23 protein-coding genes are annotated in these 20,536 nt (G+C 64.3%); 7 read left to right on the top strand and 16 right to left on the bottom strand.

All coding sequences use genetic code 11. The features are described 5' to 3' along the window. Nucleotides 1–25 precede the first annotated feature (25 nt). Genes galU through IE126_RS15380 form a run of 5 tightly spaced genes read left to right on the top strand, consistent with a single transcriptional unit; the run spans nucleotide 26 to nucleotide 6,323 of the window. The gene (galU, locus tag IE126_RS15400) at nucleotides 26–925 is read left to right on the top strand and encodes a UTP--glucose-1-phosphate uridylyltransferase GalU (RefSeq protein WP_054303357.1); all 900 of its coding nucleotides are present in this window, start codon (nucleotides 26–28) and stop codon (nucleotides 923–925) included. A 5-nt stretch (nucleotides 926–930) separates the two neighbouring features. Further along, nucleotides 931–2,172 (top strand): glycosyltransferase family 4 protein, encoded by a 1,242-nt coding sequence (locus tag IE126_RS15395; protein WP_229825544.1) that lies wholly within the window; start codon nucleotides 931–933, stop codon nucleotides 2,170–2,172. A 33-nt stretch (nucleotides 2,173–2,205) separates the two neighbouring features. After that, nucleotides 2,206–3,216, top strand: a complete 1,011-nt coding sequence (locus tag IE126_RS15390; protein ID WP_054301438.1) for a glycosyltransferase family 2 protein — start codon at nucleotides 2,206–2,208, stop codon at nucleotides 3,214–3,216. A 10-nt stretch (nucleotides 3,217–3,226) separates the two neighbouring features. After that, the gene (locus IE126_RS15385) at nucleotides 3,227–4,924 is read left to right on the top strand and encodes a DUF5927 domain-containing protein (protein WP_108128749.1); all 1,698 of its coding nucleotides are present in this window, start codon (nucleotides 3,227–3,229) and stop codon (nucleotides 4,922–4,924) included. A 1-nt stretch (nucleotide 4,925) separates the two neighbouring features. Beyond that, nucleotides 4,926–6,323 carry a nodulation protein NodH gene (locus tag IE126_RS15380; RefSeq protein WP_308429985.1) on the top strand — a complete coding sequence of 466 codons (1,398 nt, stop codon included), beginning with the start codon at nucleotides 4,926–4,928 and terminating at the stop codon, nucleotides 6,321–6,323. Nucleotides 6,324–6,326: 3 nt separating this feature from the next. On the opposite strand, the gene IE126_RS15375 is transcribed toward IE126_RS15380, so the two are convergent. The 13 genes from IE126_RS15375 to IE126_RS15315 all read right to left on the bottom strand — a co-directional run bounded on the left by IE126_RS15375 (nucleotide 6,327) and on the right by IE126_RS15315 (nucleotide 16,648). Continuing rightward, a complete protein-coding gene (locus IE126_RS15375; RefSeq protein ID WP_054301435.1) occupies nucleotides 6,327–6,791 on the bottom strand; it encodes a PTS sugar transporter subunit IIA in 465 nt (154 codons plus the stop codon). A 33-nt stretch (nucleotides 6,792–6,824) separates the two neighbouring features. Continuing rightward, nucleotides 6,825–7,400, bottom strand: coding sequence for a ribosome hibernation-promoting factor, HPF/YfiA family (gene hpf, locus IE126_RS15370; RefSeq protein WP_054301434.1), 576 nt, complete (start codon nucleotides 7,398–7,400; stop codon nucleotides 6,825–6,827). A gap of 240 nt (nucleotides 7,401–7,640) precedes the next feature. After that, nucleotides 7,641–8,393 (bottom strand): LPS export ABC transporter ATP-binding protein, encoded by a 753-nt coding sequence (gene lptB / locus IE126_RS15365; protein ID WP_189381515.1) that lies wholly within the window; start codon nucleotides 8,391–8,393, stop codon nucleotides 7,641–7,643. Continuing rightward, the gene (lptA, locus tag IE126_RS15360; RefSeq protein ID WP_054301432.1) at nucleotides 8,393–8,884 is read right to left on the bottom strand and encodes a lipopolysaccharide transport periplasmic protein LptA; all 492 of its coding nucleotides are present in this window, start codon (nucleotides 8,882–8,884) and stop codon (nucleotides 8,393–8,395) included. The genes lptB and lptA overlap by 1 nt, the downstream gene beginning before the upstream one ends. 12 nt (nucleotides 8,885–8,896) lie before the next feature. Then, a complete protein-coding gene (gene lptC, locus IE126_RS15355; protein WP_189381514.1) occupies nucleotides 8,897–9,496 on the bottom strand; it encodes an LPS export ABC transporter periplasmic protein LptC in 600 nt (199 codons plus the stop codon). A 3-nt stretch (nucleotides 9,497–9,499) separates the two neighbouring features. After that, nucleotides 9,500–10,465 carry a KpsF/GutQ family sugar-phosphate isomerase gene (locus IE126_RS15350; protein ID WP_054301430.1) on the bottom strand — a complete coding sequence of 322 codons (966 nt, stop codon included), beginning with the start codon at nucleotides 10,463–10,465 and terminating at the stop codon, nucleotides 9,500–9,502. After that, the gene (locus tag IE126_RS15345; RefSeq protein ID WP_108128745.1) at nucleotides 10,446–11,060 is read right to left on the bottom strand and encodes a ribonuclease D; all 615 of its coding nucleotides are present in this window, start codon (nucleotides 11,058–11,060) and stop codon (nucleotides 10,446–10,448) included. Before IE126_RS15345 ends, IE126_RS15350 begins: the two co-directional genes overlap by 20 nt. A gap of 125 nt (nucleotides 11,061–11,185) precedes the next feature. Further along, complete coding sequence (locus IE126_RS15340; protein WP_054301455.1) at nucleotides 11,186–12,208, bottom strand: aspartate-semialdehyde dehydrogenase; 1,023 nt, start codon at nucleotides 12,206–12,208, stop codon at nucleotides 11,186–11,188. A gap of 69 nt (nucleotides 12,209–12,277) precedes the next feature. After that, nucleotides 12,278–12,895 carry a glycosyltransferase family 29 protein gene (locus IE126_RS15335; protein WP_189381513.1) on the bottom strand — a complete coding sequence of 206 codons (618 nt, stop codon included), beginning with the start codon at nucleotides 12,893–12,895 and terminating at the stop codon, nucleotides 12,278–12,280. Then, nucleotides 12,892–14,022 carry a capsular polysaccharide export protein, LipB/KpsS family gene (locus tag IE126_RS15330; RefSeq protein ID WP_189381512.1) on the bottom strand — a complete coding sequence of 377 codons (1,131 nt, stop codon included), beginning with the start codon at nucleotides 14,020–14,022 and terminating at the stop codon, nucleotides 12,892–12,894. The genes IE126_RS15335 and IE126_RS15330 overlap by 4 nt, the downstream gene beginning before the upstream one ends. Before the next feature lie 51 nt (nucleotides 14,023–14,073). After that, a complete protein-coding gene (locus IE126_RS15325; RefSeq protein ID WP_189381511.1) occupies nucleotides 14,074–15,246 on the bottom strand; it encodes an MFS transporter in 1,173 nt (390 codons plus the stop codon). Continuing rightward, nucleotides 15,246–16,481: an MFS transporter gene (locus IE126_RS15320; protein WP_054301454.1), complete on the bottom strand. Its 1,236-nt coding sequence runs from the start codon at nucleotides 16,479–16,481 to the stop codon at nucleotides 15,246–15,248. The genes IE126_RS15325 and IE126_RS15320 overlap by 1 nt, the downstream gene beginning before the upstream one ends. Next, entirely contained in the window at nucleotides 16,478–16,648 is a 171-nt protein-coding gene (locus tag IE126_RS15315) for a hypothetical protein (protein WP_161805983.1), read from the bottom strand. Before IE126_RS15315 ends, IE126_RS15320 begins: the two co-directional genes overlap by 4 nt. Before the next feature lie 47 nt (nucleotides 16,649–16,695). Here IE126_RS15315 and IE126_RS15310 point away from each other — a divergent pair, with 47 nt between their 5' ends. Continuing rightward, nucleotides 16,696–18,294: an alpha-amylase family glycosyl hydrolase gene (locus IE126_RS15310; protein ID WP_189381510.1), complete on the top strand. Its 1,599-nt coding sequence runs from the start codon at nucleotides 16,696–16,698 to the stop codon at nucleotides 18,292–18,294. A 3-nt stretch (nucleotides 18,295–18,297) separates the two neighbouring features. Here IE126_RS15310 and IE126_RS15305 read toward each other — a convergent pair whose 3' ends face one another. Genes IE126_RS15305 through IE126_RS15295 form a run of 3 tightly spaced genes read right to left on the bottom strand, consistent with a single transcriptional unit; the run spans nucleotide 18,298 to nucleotide 19,755 of the window. Next, complete coding sequence (locus IE126_RS15305) at nucleotides 18,298–18,786, bottom strand: GNAT family N-acetyltransferase (protein WP_189381509.1); 489 nt, start codon at nucleotides 18,784–18,786, stop codon at nucleotides 18,298–18,300. After that, the gene (locus IE126_RS15300; RefSeq protein WP_189381508.1) at nucleotides 18,776–19,276 is read right to left on the bottom strand and encodes a GreA/GreB family elongation factor; all 501 of its coding nucleotides are present in this window, start codon (nucleotides 19,274–19,276) and stop codon (nucleotides 18,776–18,778) included. Before IE126_RS15300 ends, IE126_RS15305 begins: the two co-directional genes overlap by 11 nt. Then, complete coding sequence (locus IE126_RS15295) at nucleotides 19,273–19,755, bottom strand: NUDIX domain-containing protein (protein WP_189381507.1); 483 nt, start codon at nucleotides 19,753–19,755, stop codon at nucleotides 19,273–19,275. The genes IE126_RS15300 and IE126_RS15295 overlap by 4 nt, the downstream gene beginning before the upstream one ends. Here IE126_RS15295 and IE126_RS15290 point away from each other — a divergent pair. Beyond that, a complete protein-coding gene (locus IE126_RS15290; protein ID WP_229825541.1) occupies nucleotides 19,718–20,512 on the top strand; it encodes an alpha/beta fold hydrolase in 795 nt (264 codons plus the stop codon). The two genes, IE126_RS15295 and IE126_RS15290, sit on opposite strands and share 38 nt — an antisense overlap. Nucleotides 20,513–20,536 lie beyond the last annotated feature (24 nt).

Below are 20,536 nucleotides of genomic sequence, written 5' to 3'. Positions count from 1 at the left end.
AATGCAAGAGGAATCGAGCCAGATCATGAAGCCCAGAAAGGTGACCAAGGCGGTATTTCCGGTTGCGGGTCTCGGGACCCGTTTTCTGCCTGCGACGAAGTCGATCCCGAAAGAGATCATGACGCTGGTGGACCGTCCGCTGATCCAGTACGCGATCGACGAGGCGCGGGCGGCGGGGATCAAGGAGTTCATCTTCGTGACCTCGCGCGGCAAGTCGGCGCTGGAGGATTACTTCGACCACGCGCCGGAACTGGAAAGCGCGCTGCGCAAGAAGGGCAAGGATGATCTGCTGGAGGTCCTGAAGGACACCAACATGGATTCGGGTGCCATCGCCTATGTGCGGCAGAACCGGCCGATGGGGCTGGGCCATGCCGTCTGGTGCGCCCGCCGCCTGATCGGCAACGAGCCCTTCGCGGTGCTGCTGCCCGATGACGTGATCGCGGCCGAGAAATCCTGCCTGGCGCAGATGGTGGAGGCCTACGAACAGACCGGCGGCAACATGGTCGCCGCGATGGAAGTGCCGCCGCCCAAGGCCTCGGCCTATGGCGTGCTCGACATCGCCGAGGACATGGGCACCATCGTCCGGGCCAAAGGCATGGTCGAGAAGCCGAAGGCGGAAGAAGCGCCGTCGAACCTTGCAGTCATCGGCCGCTACATCCTGTCGCCGAAGGTGCTGACCAACCTGAACCGGATGAAACAGGGTGCGGGCGGCGAGATCCAGCTGACCGATGCCATCGCCGAAGAGATTGGCGAGGGCGGCTCGGGCGTCTACGGCTACCGCTTCCGCGGCCAGCGCTACGACTGCGGCTCGAAAGCCGGGTTCCTGCAGGCCACCGTCGCCTTCGGCATGGCCCGCGACGACCTCCGCGACGAATTCTCCGCCTACCTCCACGACACCCTGGCCCAACAGAAAGCCGCGCAGTAACACGCGTGCCAGCCGCCCGCCTGCTGGATCTGACGCGGTTGATGTCGCGTCTGGGTCGTCCGGTGGCGACGGGAATCGACCGGGTAGAACTCGCTTATCTTGACCGCTTTCTGGCGGATCACAAAGCAGGCGGTCCGGCGCTTCATGCGCTGGTCCGTCTGTCTTCTTTTATGGTGCTGCTGGATGCTGACGGCTCGAACCAGCTTGCGCAGATGGCGCGGGTCGGGTTGCCCTTGCCAGCCGCCGGCCGCTGGGCGCGGCTGAGGTTTGCTGATAACCCCTTGCGCGCGCAGGCAGAAACCGCCGTTTACAGGCTGGCGCGTCGCCGGGTGCCGTCCCTCTTGCCGAACTTGCTGCTGCGCCGGTTGCCAGTGGATTGCCGCTACTACAACGTGGGGCACAGCCATCTGACGCCCGCGTTGTTTGCAGCACTTCGGCGGCAAGGCCTGCGCAGTTCGGTTTTGCTGCACGATGTGATTCCCCTTGATTACCCGCAATATACCCGTGCCGGGATTCCCGAGGTCTTTGCGCGCAAGATGGCTGCGGTGGCGGCGGGGGCGGACCGGGTCATCCACACCGCGCAGGTGACTCGGCAGGCGAACGAGGCGCAGTTGCGCCGCTTTGGCCGCCTGCCGGAAGGGGTGGTCGCCCCTTTGGGCATCGTCGCCCCCGCCCCCGGCCCGTTTCATCTGCCCGGCCTTGATCCCGAACGGCCATATTTTGTAGCGGTCGGCACCATCGAGCCGCGAAAGAACCATATGTTGCTGCTGGACGTCTGGGAGCGGCTGGGCAAACGTCTGCCACCGGAACGTATGCCGCAGCTGGTGATCGCGGGCAGCCGGGGGTGGCGGAACGAAGAGGTCTTCGCCCGGCTGAACGCAGCACCTGCCCATGTGATCGAGGCGCCGGGATTGGATGATACGGCCCTTTCCGGCCTGCTGACCGGCGCGCAGGGGCTGCTTTTCCCCAGCCTGGCCGAAGGCTTTGGCCTGCCTCCGCTGGAGGCGCTTGCGCTCGGGGTTCCGGTTTATGTTTCGGACTTGCCGGTTTTGCGTGAACTTCTTGGCGATACAGGCATTTACCTCGGGACATCAGATGTTTATTCTTGGACGGAAACAATTTTCCGGGCGTTGTCAGCCAGTCCGCGCCAGCGCACGGCAGCCGCAACCCTCCGGGAGGCGGGATCGACAATGGCGCCCTTCGACTGGGATGCCCATTTCAAAACCGTCTTAAGCAATGACTGGTAAACCGGGCTGGCTGATGCCGGTCGGAGAGAGTGTGTGGGCATACTGTCATCATATCAGCTTCGGCTTGCCCGCAAGCGCTGGCGTATTCGCGCTTTTCGCAAGCGACGTGAGCTGAAACCCGTTGCCGACCGGACCGGGGCCATCCGGTCGGGTGATCTTCTGCTGTTCTCGACCCTCCGGAACGAGAAAGTGCGGATGCCCTATTTCCTGCGGTATTACCGGGATCTGGGGATCGATCATTTCCTTTTCGTGGACAATGACAGCGAGGACGGCTCGCGCGAATATCTGGCGGCGCAGCCGGATGTTTCGGTCTGGACCACGCGGGCCAGTTACAAGCGGGCCCGGTTCGGGGTGGATTGGCTGAACTGGCTGCAAATGCGCTATGGCCATGGCCACTGGTCGCTGGTCGTCGATTCGGATGAATTCTTCGTCTACCCGTTCTGTGATACGAGGCCGCTGCGCGCCTTGACCGACTGGCTGGACGCCAGTTCCATCAAATCCTTCTCGGCGATGTTGCTGGACATGTATCCCAAGGGTCCGTTCGGCGAACATGCCTATCGCGAGGGCACTGACCCGTTCGAAACCGCGCAATGGTTCGACAGCGGCAATTACACGATGTCGAAGAACCGAAAGTTTGGCAATCTGTGGATTCAGGGCGGGCCCCGTGCGCGCACCTTCTTTACCGATGCACCGGAACGTGCGCCGGCGCTGAACAAGATTCCGCTGGTGAAATGGCACCGCGATTATGCCTATGTCAGTTCGACCCACATGCTGCTGCCGCGCGGGCTGAACCTCGTTTATGACGAATGGGGCGGCGAAAAGGCTTCGGGCTGCCTTCTGCATGCCAAGTTCCTCGATACCTTCGCCCACAAGGCGGCGGAGGAAATGGCGCGCAAGCAGCACTATGCCAACAGTCACGAATACCGCGCCTATCAGGAGGGTTTGGCCGCCAGCCCGGATTTCTGGTGCAAGTGGAGCGAGAAATACATCAACTGGCGCCAGCTTGAGATTCTCGGGCTGATGTCCAAGGGCAACTGGGCGTGAGGGGGCGGGGGTGAGCGTCGGCTTCGTCATGCTTTGCCACACCGCGCTGGGCCGTGCCGCACAGGTGGCGCGCTATTGGGCCGATCATGGTTGCCCGGTGGTGATCCATGTCGACAAGCGCGTGTCGAAATCGGCGCTGCGCCGGATGACGCGCGATCTGGAAGGCGTGCCCGACATCCGCTTTTCGCCGCGCCATGCCTGCGAATGGGGAAGCTGGGGTCTGGTTGCCGCCACGCAGGCGGCCGCCACCATGATGCTGCACGAGTTTCCGGGCGTCCGGCATGTCTATCTTGCCTCAGGGTCGTGCCTGCCCCTGCGCCCGGTCGAGGAACTGGTGGCTTATCTCGACGAGCGGCCGAAAACCGATTTCATCGAAAGCGTCACGACCGAGGATGTTGGCTGGACGATCGGCGGGTTGAATATCGAGCGTTTCACGCTGCGTTTCCCGTTCTCGTGGCGCAAGCAGCGCCGGCTGTTCGATGGCTATGTCCGGCTGCAACGCCGGGTCCGGTATCGCCGTCGCATTCCGCCTGCCCTTGTGCCGCATCTTGGCAGCCAGTGGTGGTGTCTGACCAGGCAAACCCTGTCTGCCATCCTGGAAGACCCGGAACGCCCGGTCTATGACCGCTACTTCCGCAAGGTCTGGATTCCTGATGAAAGCTACTTCCAGACGCTTGTGCGGCAGGTTTCGGTCAATGTCGAAAGCCGCTCGCTCACGCTGTCGAAGTTCGATTTTCAGGGCAAGCCGCACATCTTCTACGACGATCACCTGCAATTGCTGCGCCGGTCCGATTGCTTTGTGGCGCGCAAGATCTGGCCGCATGCGGACAAGCTTTACCGCATCTTCCTGTCCGACGATCTGGCCCGCCAACCAGCGGCAGAACCGAACCCGGGCAAGATCGACCGGCTGTTTGCCAAGGCGGTGGAACGACGGACCAAGGGCCGGGCCGGGCTGTACATGCAAAGCCGCTTCCCGAACCTCGATTGGGAAAACGGCATGACCGCTGCGCCCTATTCTGTGTTCGAAGGCTTTTCCGATCTGTTCGAGAATTTCGACATCTGGCTGGGCAAGGTCACCGGATCGCGGGTACATGGCCATTTGTTCGCGCCCGACCGTGTGGAATTCGCGGGGGGCGAGACGGTCTATAACGGCGCCCTGTCCGATAGTCCCGCACTGCGCGATTATAACCTGCGCGGCTTTATGGGGAACCTGATGTGGAACACGCGGGGCGAGAGGCAGTGCTTCCAGTTCGGCCCGCGGGATAACCAGAAGATCGGCCCCTTCCTAGCCCGTGATCCGAATGCGCAGGTCTCGGTCATCTCGGGCGCCTGGGCGGTGCCGCTGTTCCATTCCAACCGCAATTTCGGTGACATCCGCAAAGAGGCGGCCCGTCTTCAGAAGATCGAAGCCGACCATCTGGCCCAACTGCGGTCCCTGCACGTTAAGGCACGGGTACGGATCTGGACGCTGGCCGAATTTATCGAGAACCCGATGGAGCCGTTGCAGACCATCATCGACGAGATCAGCCCACGCTCCAGCCGCCGCCTGACCGAGGCGCCGCGCATGTCGGATCTGGTCGGTTTCGGCCAGTTCCTGCAAAATCTGCGCAATCAGGGTATGCAGCCTGTCCTGATGGGTGATTTTCCTGCCGGGGATGACCCGCGCCCCTCGACCACGCGGCGCGGCCGCCCCTATCTGGTGAAGTGATTTGCCCCCGACCGGATTCACCTCTTTCGTGATGTTCGCCGAAATGCGGACGGGTTCCAACTTTCTGGAGGCGAACCTGAATGCGCTTGAGGGGGTGACCTGTCATGGCGAGGTGTTCAACCCGCATTTCATGGGCAAGAAGGACAACCTGTCGCTCTGGGGTATCGACATTGCCGAGCGCGATGCCGATCCTTTTCCGGTGCTGGCCGCGATGCGTGCGGCGACGCAGGGCATGGCGGGATTTCGATGCTTCCACGACCATGATTCCCGCGTGATCGGGGCGGTTCTGGCCGATCCGGCCTGCGCAAAGATCATCCTCACCCGCAATCCGGTCGAAAGCTATGTCAGCCTGAAGATTGCGCAGGATACCGGCCAGTGGAAGTTGCAGAATGCGGCAAAGCTGAAAACTGCGCGCGCGCGGTTCGATCCGGCAGAGTTTGAGGCCCATCTGCGCGCGGCGCAGGAGTTTCAGGTGCATCTGCTCCACGGCTTGCAGGTGACGGGGCAAACTGCCTTCTACATCGACTACGAGGATCTGAACGATCTGGATGTGCTGAACGGCCTTGCCGCCTTTCTGGGGGGTCCGGCCCGGCTGACGGCGCTGGACCCGAAGCTCAAGAAGCAGAACCCCGAGGAAATCGCAGACAAGGTCAGCAATCCGGCCGAGATGGAGCGGTCTCTGGCCCGGCTGGATCGTTTCAACCTTGCGCGCACCCCGAATTTTGAACCGCGCCGCACGCCCGGCATACCGGGCTTCGTCGCGGCTGCGGATGCGCCGCTGCTCTACATGCCCCTGCGCGGTGGGCCGGAGGCAGAGTTGCGCGACTGGCTGGGCCGTCTGGGAACCGGCGGGATCGTCACGGATTTCGTGCAGAAAACCCTGCGACAGTGGAAACGGCAGAACGCTCCGCACCGCAGCTTCACCGTGTTGCGCCACCCTCTGTTGCGGGCCTATGCCGGCTTTCGGGCTGTGGTGATGGAGGGAGGCGACCTCTATCGCCTGCTGACCCGCAGCTACAAGCTGGACCTGCCCGTACCGGGGCAACCGCTGACGGCAGAGGAAGAGCGCATGGCCTTTCTGGCGGTGCTGCGCTGGCTTAAGCTCTATCTTTCGGGGCAGACCGGGCAGAAGATCGACCCGCGCTTTGCCTCGCAGACCGTCGTCTTGCAAGGCTTCGCGCAATTCCAGGGGCCGGATGCCGTGCTGCGCGAGGATCGTCTGGCAGAAGGGCTGACCTGGTTGTGTGATGAGACGGGCGTCGTCATGCCGGATCTGTCCTGTGACCTGACCCTGGCCGAGGCGCTGTTCCGCATCCATGATGCGGAACTGGAAGACGCCGCGCGCGACGCCTATCAGCGGGATTACATCGGCTATGGTTTCGGTCGCTGGCGCGACTGACCGTCAGGCCGCCTGCGGCGCCCGGCTTTCGGTCAGAATGGCGAACAGCTTTGCCGGATCGGTGTTGGCACGCAGCTTGGTGCAGATGCCGGAATCGCGCATGGTACGGCTGACCAGCGCCAGCGCCTTCAGATGCTCGACCCCCGAATCCTTGGGTGCGAACAGGCCGAACACAAGATCGACCGGCTGGCGATCGACGCTGTCATAGTCCAGCGGCTTTTCCAGACGCACAAACACACCGACGATTCTGTTCAGGTCTTCCAGACGCGCATGTGGCAGGGCGATGCCATGGCCCACGCCGGTCGGACCAAGGCTTTCGCGTTCCTGCAAACCATCAATGGCGATGGAGGCATTCAGCTTGTAAGCCTGTGCCGCCATTTCACCCAGCTCCTGAAACAGGCGCTTCTTGCTGGTCAGCTGACTGACGACCCTGACGGACTCAGGATTGAGAATCTTTGAAATTTCCATCAGGGTCGCCGTCTATTCCGCGCCTCGCAGGCGCTATTTGCTGTTGCGCGGGTCGATCCAGCCGATATTGCCGTCATCCCGGCGATATACGACGTTCACCCCGCCATGTCCTTCATTGCGGAAGACGAGCATCTTCTGCCCGGCCAGCTCCAACTGCATCACCGCCTCGCCGACGGTGATCGAAGGAATCTTCGTCTCCATCTCGGCGATGACGATGGGCTGATCAGAGATTGCCTCGCTCTCGTCGCCCTCATCGGTCGGGGCGAGGATATAGGAGGAACCGCCGTCGAATTCAACAGGGGCCGTGCGCTTGTGGTGGTGGTCGCGCAGGCGGCGTTTGTGACGGCGCAATTGCTTGTCCATCTTCTCGCGGCAGGCCTCGAACGCGGCATAGACTTCGGATGCGCTGCCTTTCGCACTGGCATTCAGCCCGGTGGAAAGGTGGATCGTGGCCTCGCATACGAATTCGTGCGCGGCCTTGGAAAACACAATCACAGCGTCGGTCGGGCGCTGGGCGTATTTTTCCACCACCTCGCCCAGTTCGGCCTTCACATGGGTCTGAAGCGCCTCACCGATATCAATCTGTTTTCCACTGATCTGGTAACGCATGGCTCCTCCTTCACGAAAACAGCACGGCAAATCCTGCATCATGCAGGGTTACCCGCTGATGAATTTTACATGGGGCCGCCTGCACTTGGATACCAGTCGGCTCGGCAGGAAGCTGCCGGTCAGGGCTGGAGTCGGGGGCGGTTCTCGCACGCATCCCGGGTATTTGGCGGCAGGATGACGTGACTTGTCAACAGGTACATGAAGTCCGCATGACAGGCGGTTTGTCGCGCCGGTGAGGGCTCAGCCCAACCGGAAGCTCTGGCCCAGATAGACCCGCCGCACGGTTTCGTCGCGTACGATCTCGTCGGTTGTGCCGCTCATCAGGACATGGCCGTCATGCAGGATATAGGCGCGGTCCACGATGCCCAGCGTCTCGCGGACATTGTGGTCGGTGATCAGCACGCCAAGGCCGCGCAGCTTCAGATCCTGCACCAGATGACGGATCTCACCCACCGCGATCGGGTCCACCCCGGCAAAGGGTTCGTCCAGCAACAGATACTTGGGATCGGCGGCAAGACAGCGCGCGATTTCGACCCGTCGTCTTTCCCCGCCCGACAGCGCCAGCGCAGGTGCGCGGCGCAGGTGGGTGATGGAAAATTCAGACAGAAGTTCTTCCAGCCGCTCGCGCCGCTTGTGGCCGTCGGGCTCGCGAATCTCCAGCACGGCGAGGATGTTGTCCTCGACCGAAAGCCCGCGGAAGATCGACATTTCCTGTGGCAGATAGCCCACGCCCAGCCGTGCGCGGCGATACATCGGCAAGGTGGTCACATCCTTGCCGTCGATCAGCACCTGCCCGCCCTCGGGCGTCACCAGACCGGCGATGGAGTAGAAACAGGTCGTCTTGCCTGAGCCGTTGGGGCCCAGAAGTGCCACGACCTCGCCGCGTTGCAGATCCAGCGTCACATCGCGGATCACAGGCCGTTTCTTGTAGCTTTTCCGCAAGCCACGCACACGCAGCCCGGCTGAACCCTCTGTCACCGCCAGATCCGTCATCACTTGTTGCCCGGCACAAAGGTGGTGGAGACCCGCCCCTGCATGGTGCCGGTCCCTGCCTTGAGGTCGATCACCAGCTTCTGCCCGGCAATGGCGCTTTTGCCCTGGGTCAGCAGAACATCGCCCGTCATCACCAGATTGCCGGAGCCGATGGTGTAGACCGCCTCTTTCGACTCGGCCGCGTCGGTCGCATTGGCCATGGTCACGCCGCCCGAGGCATGCAACCGCTCGATGGCCTTGCCGTCGGCGGCATATTCTACCTGCACCCGCGCAGCGGCGAGTTTCAGATCCCCCTGCGCCACCCGGACATTGCCGCTGAATACTGCGGTGCCGGTGGCCTGTTCGACGGTCAGGTTATCGGCCTCCACCTGCACTGGCAGGCTGGTATCCTGCTTTAGCCCGCCAAATGCGATATTCGCCTGCTGCGCGCCTGCGGCGACCGGCAGAAGCAGGCAGCTCAGGGCGAGGGCAAGAAGGGGGCGGCAGCGCATGATCGGCCTCTGTCAGGGGTTACGCGGCTGGTATATCAGGCGAACGCCACCGTTGAAAACCAGAACATACTGGCCCGGAGCGCCGGGGGCTTCCGTAATCTCCATTCCACCCGCCTCGATTTGGCCGGGCGGGCCGAAGCCTTCGACCGGGCCGGTGCTGGTCGCCTGTGTGGTGTCCAGACGCAGTTGCAGCGCCTCGGTCTTCATCTCATATCCGGCGGAGTTGGACAGCAGAACACCCGAATCCAGCGTGACCAGTGTGCCGCTGGCATCCGCCTGCGCCTGACCCGCCGAAAGGGCGGTATGCGCGCCATCCGGGGTTTCCAGACGCGCGCGGACGCTGCTGGCGGAGGTGCCTGACTCTTCGGCAGGGCGGGCCTCGGCGGCAGTCACTGTGATCGTCGCCCCGTCGCGGGTTACTCCGGCGAGCGTGGGCGCCGTCATGCGTGGCTCGCGCAGGCGTTCGGCGATCTCGACATCGGAATAAGGGATTGCCGCATCGGGATCGACCGTGCGTGCGACAAGGAACAGCGTCGAGAGAATCGCCAGCGCAGACAGCGGCAGGATGACCTTCAGCCATCCCACCAGTCGCGAATGGGCATCCCTCGCCATGGCCTAGACCACGCCCGCGCGCAGGCAGTCGTGAATGTGGATCAGCCCGACCACCTGTTGCGAACCCTCGGGGTCCACCACGAAAAGCGAGGTGATCTTGCGGGCGTTCATTTCGGCCACCGCCTTTTCAGCAAGTGCCTCGGGGCCGATGGTGCGCGGATGGCGCGTCATCACCTGTTCGGCTGACAGGGACAGCAGACCGTCCATATGCCGCCGCAAGTCACCGTCCGTCACCACGCCGATCAGATGGCGGTCAGCGTCGATCACGCCCAGCACGCCGAAGCCCTTCTGGCTCATCACCAGCAGTGCCTCGCTCATCGGGGTTGCGCCGCTGACCAGTGGCAGGTCGGCATGCATCAGATGCCGCACGGTGGCGAGTTTCGCACCCAGCTTGCCGCCGGGGTGGAAGACCCGGAACTGGTCGGGCGTGAACTGCCGGTGTTCCATCAGCGCGACGGCCAGCGCGTCCCCCAGTGCCAGGGTCATGGTGGTCGAGGTCGTCGGCACGATCCCGGTTTCGCAGGCCTCTGGCGCGGGGGGCAGCAGGATCGCCACATCCGACTGCCTGAGCAGGGTCGAACCCGCCCGGCTGGCCACCCCGATCAGCGGAATGCTGAACCTCCGGGTATGGGCGATGACATCCGCAAGCTCCGGCGTCTCGCCCGAGTTCGACAGTACCAGCGCCACATCATCTGCGGTCACCATGCCCAGATCGCCGTGGCTCGCCTCGCCAGGATGGACGAATTGTGCCGGCGTGCCGGTCGAAGCAAAGGTGGCGGCGATCTTGCGGGCGATATGGCCCGATTTGCCCATGCCGCAGACGATGACCCGCCCGCGCGCCTTCAGGATCAGATCGACCGCCGCGCCGAAGGTGCCGTCCAGCGTGTCGGCCAGCAGGTCCAGCGCCTCCGATTCGCGGCGGATGACGCGACGGCCGACGGCAAGGAAATCAGTGGTGGAAGAGGTCATTCGGTTCCTCCCAGCCCAGCAGATCGAGTTCTGCCCGCGTTGGCAGGAAATCGAAACACTTCTGCGCCAGCTCCATCCGGCCCTCGCGGATCAGCCGCGCCTCCAGCGCCGCTTTCAGCTTGTGCAGGTAAAGCACGTCCGACGCCGCATATTCCTTCTGCGCCTCGGTCAGCTCGGCCGACCCCCAGTCCGAGGTCTGCTGCTGTTTCGAGACATCCACCCCCACCAGCTCGGCCAGCAGGTATTTCAACCCGTGCCGGTCGGTGAAGGTGCGGATCAGTTTTGACGCGATCTTGGTGCACCAGACCGGGGCGGTGGTCACGCCGAAGGCCTTCTGCATCGCCGCGATGTCGAAACGGCCGAAGTGAAACAGCTTCACCACCGCCCGATCGGTCAGCAGCCGCTCCAGATTCGGCGCGCTGGTCTGGCCGCGCGCGATCTGCACCAGATGCGCATGGCCATCGCCCGCCGAAAGCTGCACCACGCACAGCCGGTCGCGGCGCGGGTCGAGGCCCATGGTCTCGGTGTCGATCGCCACCACCGGGCCGAGGTCCAGCCCGTCGGGCAGGTCATTCTGATGCAGGTAAATCGTCAATCTCGCCTCCGCTGGCCGTATGGGTGGGGGATAGACCCGCCTGCGCCTGTGGTCAACGTCAGGCCAGCGCCACAAGCGAAAAGGCCCCGCAGAAGCGGGGCCTTTGACGTACCGTCAGATGCGGCTCAGCCTTTCTTGAGGCAGCGCTTGCCCAGAACCTCGGCGATCTGCACCGCATTCAGCGCGGCGCCCTTGCGCAGGTTGTCGGACACGCACCAGAAGCTCAGGCCGTTTTCCACAGTCGAATCCTCGCGGATGCGGCTGACATAGGTCGCGTATTCGCCGACGCATTCTACCGGGGTGATGTAGCCACCGGCCTCGCGCTTGTCGACGACGAGGATACCGGGCGCTTCACGCAGGATGGCCTGCGCCTCCTGCCAGTCCAGCGGCTCCTCGAATTCGACGTTGATCGCTTCCGAGTGACCCACGAACACCGGCACGCGCACGCAGGTCGCGGTCAGCTTGATGCTCTTGTCGAGGATCTTCTTGGTCTCGGCGACCATCTTCCATTCTTCCTTGGTCGAGCCATCGTCCAGGAAAACGTCGATATGCGGGATCACGTTGAAGGCGATCTGCTTGGGATAGACCTTCGGCGCAACTTCCTGACCGGGGACGAAAACGCCCTTGGTCTGGTTCCACAGTTCGTCCATCGCCTCTTTGCCCGTGCCGGACACCGACTGGTAGGTGGCGACGACGACACGCTTGATCTTCGCGCGGTCATGCAGCGGTTTCAGCGCCACAACCATCTGCGCGGTCGAGCAGTTGGGGTTCGCGATGATGTTCTTGTTCTTGTAGTTGTCCACCGCCTCGGCGTTCACTTCCGGCACGACCAGCGGGATTTCCGGGTCGTAGCGATACAGCGACGAGTTGTCGATCACCACGCAACCCTGCGAGGCCGCCTTGGGCGCATAGACCTTCGTTGCATCGGAACCGATGGCGAAGAAGGCGATGTCCCAGCCGGTGAAATCGAACTCGGCCAGATCCTTGGTCTTCAAAGTCTTGTCGCCGAAGCTGACTTCAGTGCCCAGCGAATTGCGCGACGCAAGCGCCACGATCTCGTCCACCGGGAACTCGCGCTCGGCGAGGATGTTCAGCATTTCTTTGCCCACGTTACCCGTGGCGCCGACGACGGCGACTCTGTAGCCCATCGGGGGGACCTCCATTTCACAGAGAAGACGAGGCCCCTTAGCCCAATCCCCCGGCGAGGGAAAGCGCGATCATCGCCGGTGAAGGATACGCGGGTCGCGCTTTGTCAGATCGGCCACGAAATCCGCCTCGCCCGCGAAATTATGCCCCACATCCGCCGCCGTGCGCGGGCCTGACAGCGACAGCGAGGCGAAGAAGTCAAACCCGTAAAGCCGCAGCTCTGCCAGGTCCGAATCCGCCAGCAGTTCGATCAGCATGATGCCCGTGGTCGGGCCGACCCCCAGTTTCGCGCGCAGGGCATCGTAGCGGGCGCGCGGATAGCGGAAGAACCCCGGCTGCGATGCCACCAGCCATGAAATGCGGTGCAGCCTGGGCGACATCCACAACAGGCGTGGCTGGCCCAGCAGCCGGTGCCGCGCGGCTGGCATGCGAACGGCAAGGCCCACCCAGTCGGTTCGCGTGCCATGTGACCGGGCGGAGGGGATCGGCGCGGCGTTAATGCGGATCACCAGATCGGCGGCGTCGATCTCGGCCCCGAATGCGCCTTGCGCCAGCGCACGCGCATTGCCGACCAGTGCGATGCGCTTGCCCGCCAGCGGGGCGAGCAATTCGCCTTCGGGAATAGAGGCGGCCTGAAAGGCTGCGTCATTCCGGCCGTATTTGGCAATCAGGTAGCCCAGCCGGTTCATTCCCGCCCCCCGGCAGCCGCCCGGGCTTCGGCCAGTTTGGCGGCGAAGGCGGGCCGGTCAAAGCTGGGCGGCTGGCCGGGTTCGTGGCTGAACCGCGGATAATAGACCTCTGCCAGCCATGCCACGAAGGCCGCGCGCAGGGCTTCGTCATAGCCCAGCGCCTCTGGTGCCGCGAACAAGGCGTTCAGCGCTTCTTGCCCCCCCGCATGATGCACCAGCCCGGGCAGGTTGAAGAAAGCCTGGCCCAGCGTCACCACCGGCCGGTCGTGAAAGAACGCCTGCAATCCCATCGAGGAGTTCAGCGTCACCACCCCGCGCGCGGCGGCAAGCTGGGCAAAGCTGTCGGTCGCATTGTCCACCACCACCCGTCCGGTCGCCAGCAGCGGCTCCAGCAGCGGCCCCAGCGCCTGTTTAGCGGAAGGGTGTTCCTTTACCCGCAGGTGCCAGCCCTCGGGCAGATGCGGCACTGCCTCCGCCAGAGCGGTCAGAAACCCGGCCATCCCGCTGCACCATCCGGCGAACAGCCGGACCTGACTGTCATCGGGCACCTGAAGCGGGCAGAACAGGAAAGTCGTATCGGGCAGTCCATCGGCCCCGGCCTGCCCCACATCGGCCCGGCGTGAGGCGCGCGCGCTGAGCCCAGCGCCCGCCTCGCGCCAGCGGTGGGTTTCATGCAACGCGGCCCAGGCGCGAAAGAATTCCGGGTCCTGCGGCACGCTGCTTTCGGCATTTACCCCTGCCGCGTCCAGCGTGATCCGCCCCGGCAGCGGGGCAAGCTCGGCATGCAGCACAGGTGCGCCCGCGTCGCGGGCGCCCTGAAGCCAGGCCATGCGCGAGCCGGTCAGTCCGTTCCACGCCACCGCCAGCCGGTCAGGATGCGCGGTGAAATAGCTGCGTGCCCAGTTGTATTGCCCGCGCAAAAGCTGTCGCTTCAGCCAGCGCATCACGGGTCCGCGCGGCTGCCGCTTTGCCCGCATCAGCGCGGTGGCCACGCGCGCGCCGGTCTCGGGCCAGTCGCGGAAGCGCAGCGGGGCGAAGGGCAGGCGGCGGGCTTCGCCCTCCACCTGCGCAAGGGCGGCAAAGACCGCCTCTTTCCGGGCATTGTACTCAGCGGGATAGACGATCATCGGCCTGCCTTTCGCGCCACAAGATAGGGGCGCGGTGCGACAAGGGAAAGCTTAGTCCGTGCGATCCTGTGCCAGAAGGTAGATGGCGCATCCAGCCAGCATGACCAGCGCATAGAACAGGAACAGCGCCTGATAGGGCGCCTCGGGCGGCACGGGTGCCACGGCGGCATGCAGCCGCCCGGTGATCATCTGCGAAATCCCGACGCTGCCCATGCCGAACAGGTTGATCAGAGTTACCCCGCGTCCCACCAGATGCGGTGGGAAGAAGGCCCGGCCATGCGCGACGATCATCGCGAAAGTGGCGCCGGTCAGCCCGATCAGCACCATCAGACCGGGCGTCACCCAGCCCCCGGCTGCGGGCATGGCCCAAAGCGCCAGAAAGCCGCCGGCGCAGATCAGGTTGCCGGTCAGGATCACCCGCTTGCGCGAGTGGAACAGCCGGTCCAGTGGGCCATAGGCAAAATTCCCGGCCACCATCGCCAGCCCCATCGCCAGCGTCACCTGCCCGATGCGCGCGGTATCGGCGCCAAAGACATCGGCATAGTAAGGCCCGGCCCACAGCCCGCGCAGCGCGGCGGGCGGCATATAGGCCACTGACATCATGGCAAGGATCGGCCAGATCGCGGGCATGCGCAGCAGATCCAGCACCGAGCCGCGCGCCTGCCCCTCCACCCGTTCCGGGTCGCGCGTCAGCAGGGCAACCAGCCCCGCGATGATCAGCGACACGGTCGCCAGCGCCACCAGCGTTTCGCGCCAGCCGAAACTCTCTACTGCCCAGGCGAGCGGCAGGGAGCCCGCGATATTGCCCAGATTGCCGATGCCGATGACCGCACCCGCCAGCGTTCCGAAGATTGCGGGCGCGTAGGTGCGGGCGAAGATATAATAGGTCGCCATCAAGACGGGCGAACAGCCCACCCCGATCAGCGCCATGGCAAGCTGGATCTGCCATGCGGAGGAGGCGGCCGCGAACACCAATGCCCCGCCGCCTGCGCAAAGGCCGAACAGAACCGCCGCCGTGCGGCGCGGCCCGATCCGGTCCAGCGCGGAGCCAACCGGAATCTGTGCCGCCGCGAAGGTCAGGAACCACAGGCCCGAGGCCGCCGCCAGATCCTCAGCCCCGATCCCGAGATCGGTTTTCAGAACCGGCGCCATGACCGCAAGAAAAGCGCGGTAGAACTGGCTGAGGACATAGGCGGCGACCAGCGCAGCGATCCCGGCGCGCATCAGGCGGCCTGCGGCGCCCAGGGTTTTTCGCGGATCGGCAGATGCACCAGCGCCGAGAAGGCACCGACCCCAACGCCGATCCACCAGACCAGCGTATAGCCGCCCGTCAGGTCATACATCTTGCCGCCCAGCCAGACGCCGAGGAAGCCGCCGATCTGGTGCGACAGGAAGACGAAGCCGTAAAGCGTGCCCATGTAGCGCAGCCCGTAGATATGTGCGACCAGCCCGCTGGTCAGCGGCACGGTTGCCAGCCAAAGTGCCCCCATGGACAGCGAGAACAGCAGCACAGTTGTCGGTGTCATCGGCAGCAGGATGAACAGCGCCGCCACGATGGTCCGCGCGGTATAAACCCCGGCCAGCAGGTATTTCTTGGTGTATTTCTTGCCCAGCATCCCGGCGGTAATGGTGCCCACGATATTGGCAAGACCAATCACCGCGATGGCAACGGCGCCCAGGGCCGAGGTCGTCTCGATCCCCATGGCGGCCAGCGGGCCGTTCGGGTCGATCGGGCCGCACATCTCGGTCACGAAGGCCGGAAAATGCGCGGTGATGAAAGCAAGCTGGTAGCCGCAGGAAAAGAACCCGAGGAAGATCATGATATAGGACGGGTCGGTGAAGGCGCGTTTCAGCACCGTGCCAAGGCTTTCCTCCAGCTCCTGTCTGGTTGCCATCTCGGGCGAGCGCAGGAAGGGCAACGCCAGCAGCGTCGCCATGATGATTGCGGCGAAGATCAGGAACACCGTCTGCCACGGAAAGCTTTGCAGCAGAATTTCGGCCAGGGGCGCGCCGACCACCTGACCGGCCGACCCGGCCGCCGTGGCGATCCCCAGCGCGAGCGAGCGGTTTTCCGGCGACGACGCGCGCCCCACCACCGCCAGCACTACGCCAAAGCCGGTGCCTGCGATGCCGAAGCCCACCAGCACTTCGTAAAGCTGCATTTCCAGCGGCGTCATCGCATAGGATGACAGTACCAGACCCAGTGCATACAGAATGGCTCCGCCGATGATCGCCTTGCGATCACCGAACCGTTCCGCCACCGCACCGAACAGCGGCTGGCCAATGCCCCAGGCAAGGTTCTGGATGGCGATGGCCAGTGAAAATTCCGCGCGCGGCCAGCCGAATTCCTCGCCAATCGGGATCTGGAACATACCGAAACTTGCCCTGAGGGCAAAGTTCAGCAGCAGGATGGCACAGCCCGCGATCAGGACTGGCGTGAAAAGGGGGGCTTTGGTCATCGGCGCGCTCCGGGGGTTCGGTGCAAGGTGATGCGCGCCTGCGGCAGGGTCAATTTGATTTTTGTGATGCATACAATGACCGTTCCTGATGCTTCCGGCAGCGATTTCGCCCCTGCGGCCACAATCGGCAGGAATTTATGCCGCCCGCTGCCGATCCCGCTTGCCATGCAGACGGCTCGTCGTGATGTTAGCGCGAACATTTATGGGGTTTCGGATGACGGATTGGTGGCGCGGCGCGGTGGTCTATCAGATCTATCCGCGCAGCTTTCAGGACAGTGATGGTGACGGCATCGGCGATCTGAAGGGTATCACCGCCCGGCTGGATCATGTGGCGGGGCTTGGCGTTGATGCGATCTGGCTGTCGCCGGTGTTCAGAAGCCCGATGGCCGACATGGGATATGATGTCAGCGATTATTGCGACATCGACCCGCTGTTCGGCACGCTGGAGGATTTTGACGCGCTGGTCGCGCGGGCGCATGATCTGGGGCTGAAGGTCATCATTGATCAGGTGATCAGCCATTCGTCGGACCAGCACCCCGCCTTTGTCGAAAGCCGCAAGGACCGCAGCAACCCAAAGGCCGACTGGTATGTCTGGGCCGATCCGAAGCCCGATGGCAGTCCGCCCTCGAACTGGCTTTCGGTCTTTGGTGGCAGCGCATGGGAGTGGGATTCGCGGCGGCGGCAGTATTACCTGCACAACTTCCTGACCTCGCAGCCCGACTTCAACTTTCACAACCCGGAGGTGCAGGATTACCTGCTGGGCACCATGCGCTTCTGGCTGGAACGCGGGGTCGATGGCTTCCGGCTGGATACGGTGAACTACTACTTCCACGATGCGAAGCTGCGTGACAACGGGCCGGAGCCACGCGAGGAAAACATTCCCGCCGTGAACCCCTATGACATGCAGGACCACGAATATTCCAAATGCCGCCCGGAAAATCTGCCGTTTCTGGAACGGATGCGTGAACTGCTCGACGAATTCGATGCCCGCACCATGGTGGGCGAGGTGGGCGAAGGCCCGCGCCGTGCTCTGCGTATCATGGAAGAATATACCTCGGGCCACCGGCTGCACATGGCCTATAGTTTCGACATGCTGGGGCCGAAGTTCACGCCTGCGCATTTCCGGTCGCGCGTCGAGGGGTTCTTTACCGCCGCACCGAATGGCTGGCCGATGTGGGCCTTTTCCAACCATGACGTGATCCGCCATGTCTCGCGCTGGGCCGACCATGGCCCGCAGGACGCGGTAGCAAAGCTGGCGGCCGCGATGCTGCTGAGCCTTGAGGGCTCGATCTGCCTCTATCAGGGCGAGGAACTGGGCCAGACCGAGACCGACATCGAATATCACGAGCTGACCGACCCGCCGGGTTTCCGCTTCTGGCCGGATTACAAGGGCCGTGACGGATGCCGTACGCCGATGGTCTGGGATGGCTCGGCCCATGGCGGGTTCACCACCGGCAAGCCTTGGCTGCCCGTAAAGCCGCCGCAACTGGCGCGGAATGTGGCGGCGCAGGGGGCGGGGTCGGTGCTGGACTGCTATCGCAGCCTGCTGGCGTGGCGCAAAGGCTCGGCGCTGGTGGCCGGGCGCAGCACGTTCTTTGATGTGAGGCCCCCCCTGCTGTCCTTCCGGCGCGACGGGGCGGAGGGGTCTGTGTTCTGCGCCTTCAACCTGTCGGACAAGCCGGTGAGCCTGCCCGTCAAGGGTCTGACCGCGCTGGACGGGCCGCAAGAGGGGGCAACGCTGGCGGGCGACAAGCTGAGCCTTGCCCCCTGCGGCTGGGTCTGGGCCTCCTGCGACACGGCTGTGCGGGCCTGAGCCTTAGAGCGCCTTCACCATCCGGTGCACGGTATGGCGCCGCGCGCCATAGTCCCGGTCGGGGAAAACCTGATCGGGCTGAAATCCTTCGCGTGCCCAGAAGGCGCGGCCCTTCGCATTCGCATCCAGCGCCGCGATGAACAGCCTTGTGGCGCCGCGCGCCCTGGCACGCGCCTCGACCTCGCGCAGCAGCCGCACGCCCTGGCCGGAGCCGCGTGCCTCTGGCGCAAAGACCATGAGGCCGATATAGGCGTCTCCGGCCTCGGGATAGCCGAAGGCGACATCCACCTTGCCGATCAGCCGGTCGGCGGCAAACATCCCGAGACGCAGGCTGGTCGCCGGGTCGATCCCGGGCGGGGCATCGGTGAAGAAACTGGCGGCCTGCGAGCCATCGACCGCCGCGCCGCTTTCCAGATCGACATAATCTGCGGCGGCGCGGAACAGCGCCTCCACCGCCGCAAGGTCGGTCTGCGGGTCCAGATCACGGATCATCGGGCACCTCGATCTTCAGGATTTCCAGTTCCACCGCCCCGGCCGGGCGGCGCCATGTCACCACATCGCCGACCCGCGCCCCGATCAGCGCCCGCGCCAGCGGCGATTGCGGGGCGATGCGGCCAAGTGCGGCATCGGCCTCATCCTCGCCGGTGATTTCATAAGCCACCTCCGCGCCGTCCTCATCCGCCACTGTCACGCGATGGCCAAAGGCAACTTCGGTCGTGCCATGGCTGGCCGGATCAATCAGGATGGCACTGCGCAGTCGGGCCTCAAGGTAGCGGATGTCCCGCTCCGCCGCCGCCTCGGGCAGCCGGTCCAGCCGCTCTGCCCGCGCGCGCAACTGGGCGAGTTCTGCCTGCACCGCCAAAAGCCGCGCCTGCAAGGCCGCCAGCCCGCGCGGGGTGAGGTAATTCGGATGCGGTGACACCGGCAGGTCGGGCAGCGGCGCCAGATCATTGGTATCTTCCTTGACGAAAGCGCGGCTCATCGGATGATCGGCTCCAGCGGGTCATAGGTCACGCCACCATCCCATGCGGCGACCGGCAGGCTGTCGGGCTTGTAGCGGATATGCGCCAGATCGTGGCGGGCGAAGAAGCGGCGCTCGGTCACCACGCCCTCGGGGTCGCGCCAGTCCGCCCGCAGGTCGCCCGCGACGATGGTGCAGCGGAAATAGACGTCCACCTGATGAAACGGCCCGTTCGGATCGTGGAACTCGTTTACCAGTGCCACCTCGCCCACAGTGACGGTCAGCCCGCATTCCTCATGCACTTCACGGATCAGGTTGTCGGGCAGCGAGGCGCCGCGTTCCACGCCACCGCCGGGCGCGCACCACAGGTCGGACACGCCGCCGCCCCAGGCATTGACCAGCAAAAGGCGGTTTTCATGCAGGATGAGGGCACGAACGGCGAGACGGGGACACGGGGTTTTCATGGATCGAGCCTTGCCGATGCACGCGGCTTTGTCCATGCTCCGCCGCATGAGCCTGCGCCGCGATCTTGTCCTGAGCCTTGCCCTTGCAACCAGTCTGACCGCCAGTGCGGTGCAGGCTGATTGCGTCGTGCTGCTGCACGGCCTTGCCCGCAGCGAGGCTTCGCTTCTGGCGATGCAGGAGGCGCTGGAGGCCCAGGGCTATCAGGTGGTGAACGAGGGCTATCCCTCGACCGAGGCGCCGATCCGCGATCTGGCCCCGCTGGTGGGCGAGGGTGTCGCGCAATGCGCGCCCGGCCCGGTGCATTTCGTCACGCATTCGATGGGTGGCATTCTGGCGCGCGTCTGGCTGAAGGATCACAAGCCCGAGGTGATGGGGCGTGTCGTCATGCTGGCGCCGCCCAACCACGGCTCTGAACTGGTGGATGCCTTCGGCCAGATTGGTGCCTTTGAATGGCTGAACGGCCCCGCCGGGCTGGAGCTGGGCACCGGCGCCGGATCGGTGCCGCGTGCCCTGCCGCTGCCGGATTACGAACTGGGCGTGATCGCAGGCAACCGTTCGCTGAACCCGATCTATTCCTCGATCATCACGGGGCGCGACGATGGCAAGGTTTCCGTCGCCTCGACCAAGGTGGCAGGTATGAAGGCGCATATCACCCTGCCGGTGACCCATACTTTCATGATGCTCAGCCCCGAGGTCATCGCCCAGACCGTGCTTTTCCTGAAGGAAGGCCGGTTCGATGCCGACATGACCTATGCCCGCGCGGTGGAGATTACGCTGGGCGATGCGCCCTGAATGCGAACGGCCGCCGGGTTGCCC

Source organism: Gemmobacter nanjingensis, from assembly GCF_014652195.1.
GTDB lineage: Bacteria > Pseudomonadota > Alphaproteobacteria > Rhodobacterales > Rhodobacteraceae > Gemmobacter > Gemmobacter caeni.
This window is presented reverse-complemented; position numbering and strand designations above follow the sequence as displayed.

Coding starts and splice junctions, on each gene's coding strand:
- IE126_RS15305 (WP_189381509.1), bottom strand. CDS start 18,786: ATGATCCGTGATCTGGACCCGCAGACCGACCTTGCGGCGGTGGAGGCG.
- IE126_RS15300 (WP_189381508.1), bottom strand. CDS start 19,276: ATGAGCCGCGCTTTCGTCAAGGAAGATACCAATGATCTGGCGCCGCTG.
- IE126_RS15330 (WP_189381512.1), bottom strand. CDS start 14,022: ATGATCGTCTATCCCGCTGAGTACAATGCCCGGAAAGAGGCGGTCTTT.
- IE126_RS15350 (WP_054301430.1), bottom strand. CDS start 10,465: ATGACCTCTTCCACCACTGATTTCCTTGCCGTCGGCCGTCGCGTCATC.
- IE126_RS15375 (WP_054301435.1), bottom strand. CDS start 6,791: ATGGAAATTTCAAAGATTCTCAATCCTGAGTCCGTCAGGGTCGTCAGT.
- IE126_RS15295 (WP_189381507.1), bottom strand. CDS start 19,755: ATGGACAAAGCCGCGTGCATCGGCAAGGCTCGATCCATGAAAACCCCG.
- lptA (WP_054301432.1), bottom strand. CDS start 8,884: ATGCGCTGCCGCCCCCTTCTTGCCCTCGCCCTGAGCTGCCTGCTTCTG.
- lptC (WP_189381514.1), bottom strand. CDS start 9,496: ATGGCGAGGGATGCCCATTCGCGACTGGTGGGATGGCTGAAGGTCATC.
- IE126_RS15335 (WP_189381513.1), bottom strand. CDS start 12,895: ATGAACCGGCTGGGCTACCTGATTGCCAAATACGGCCGGAATGACGCA.
- IE126_RS15325 (WP_189381511.1), bottom strand. CDS start 15,246: ATGCGCGCCGGGATCGCTGCGCTGGTCGCCGCCTATGTCCTCAGCCAG.
- IE126_RS15340 (WP_054301455.1), bottom strand. CDS start 12,208: ATGGGCTACAGAGTCGCCGTCGTCGGCGCCACGGGTAACGTGGGCAAA.
- lptB (WP_189381515.1), bottom strand. CDS start 8,393: ATGACGGATCTGGCGGTGACAGAGGGTTCAGCCGGGCTGCGTGTGCGT.
- IE126_RS15315 (WP_161805983.1), bottom strand. CDS start 16,648: ATGGCAAGCGGGATCGGCAGCGGGCGGCATAAATTCCTGCCGATTGTG.
- IE126_RS15320 (WP_054301454.1), bottom strand. CDS start 16,481: ATGACCAAAGCCCCCCTTTTCACGCCAGTCCTGATCGCGGGCTGTGCC.
- IE126_RS15310 (WP_189381510.1), top strand. CDS start 16,696: ATGACGGATTGGTGGCGCGGCGCGGTGGTCTATCAGATCTATCCGCGC.
- hpf (WP_054301434.1), bottom strand. CDS start 7,400: ATGCGTTACCAGATCAGTGGAAAACAGATTGATATCGGTGAGGCGCTT.
- IE126_RS15290 (WP_229825541.1), top strand. CDS start 19,718: ATGGATCGAGCCTTGCCGATGCACGCGGCTTTGTCCATGCTCCGCCGC.
- galU (WP_054303357.1), top strand. CDS start 26: ATGAAGCCCAGAAAGGTGACCAAGGCGGTATTTCCGGTTGCGGGTCTC.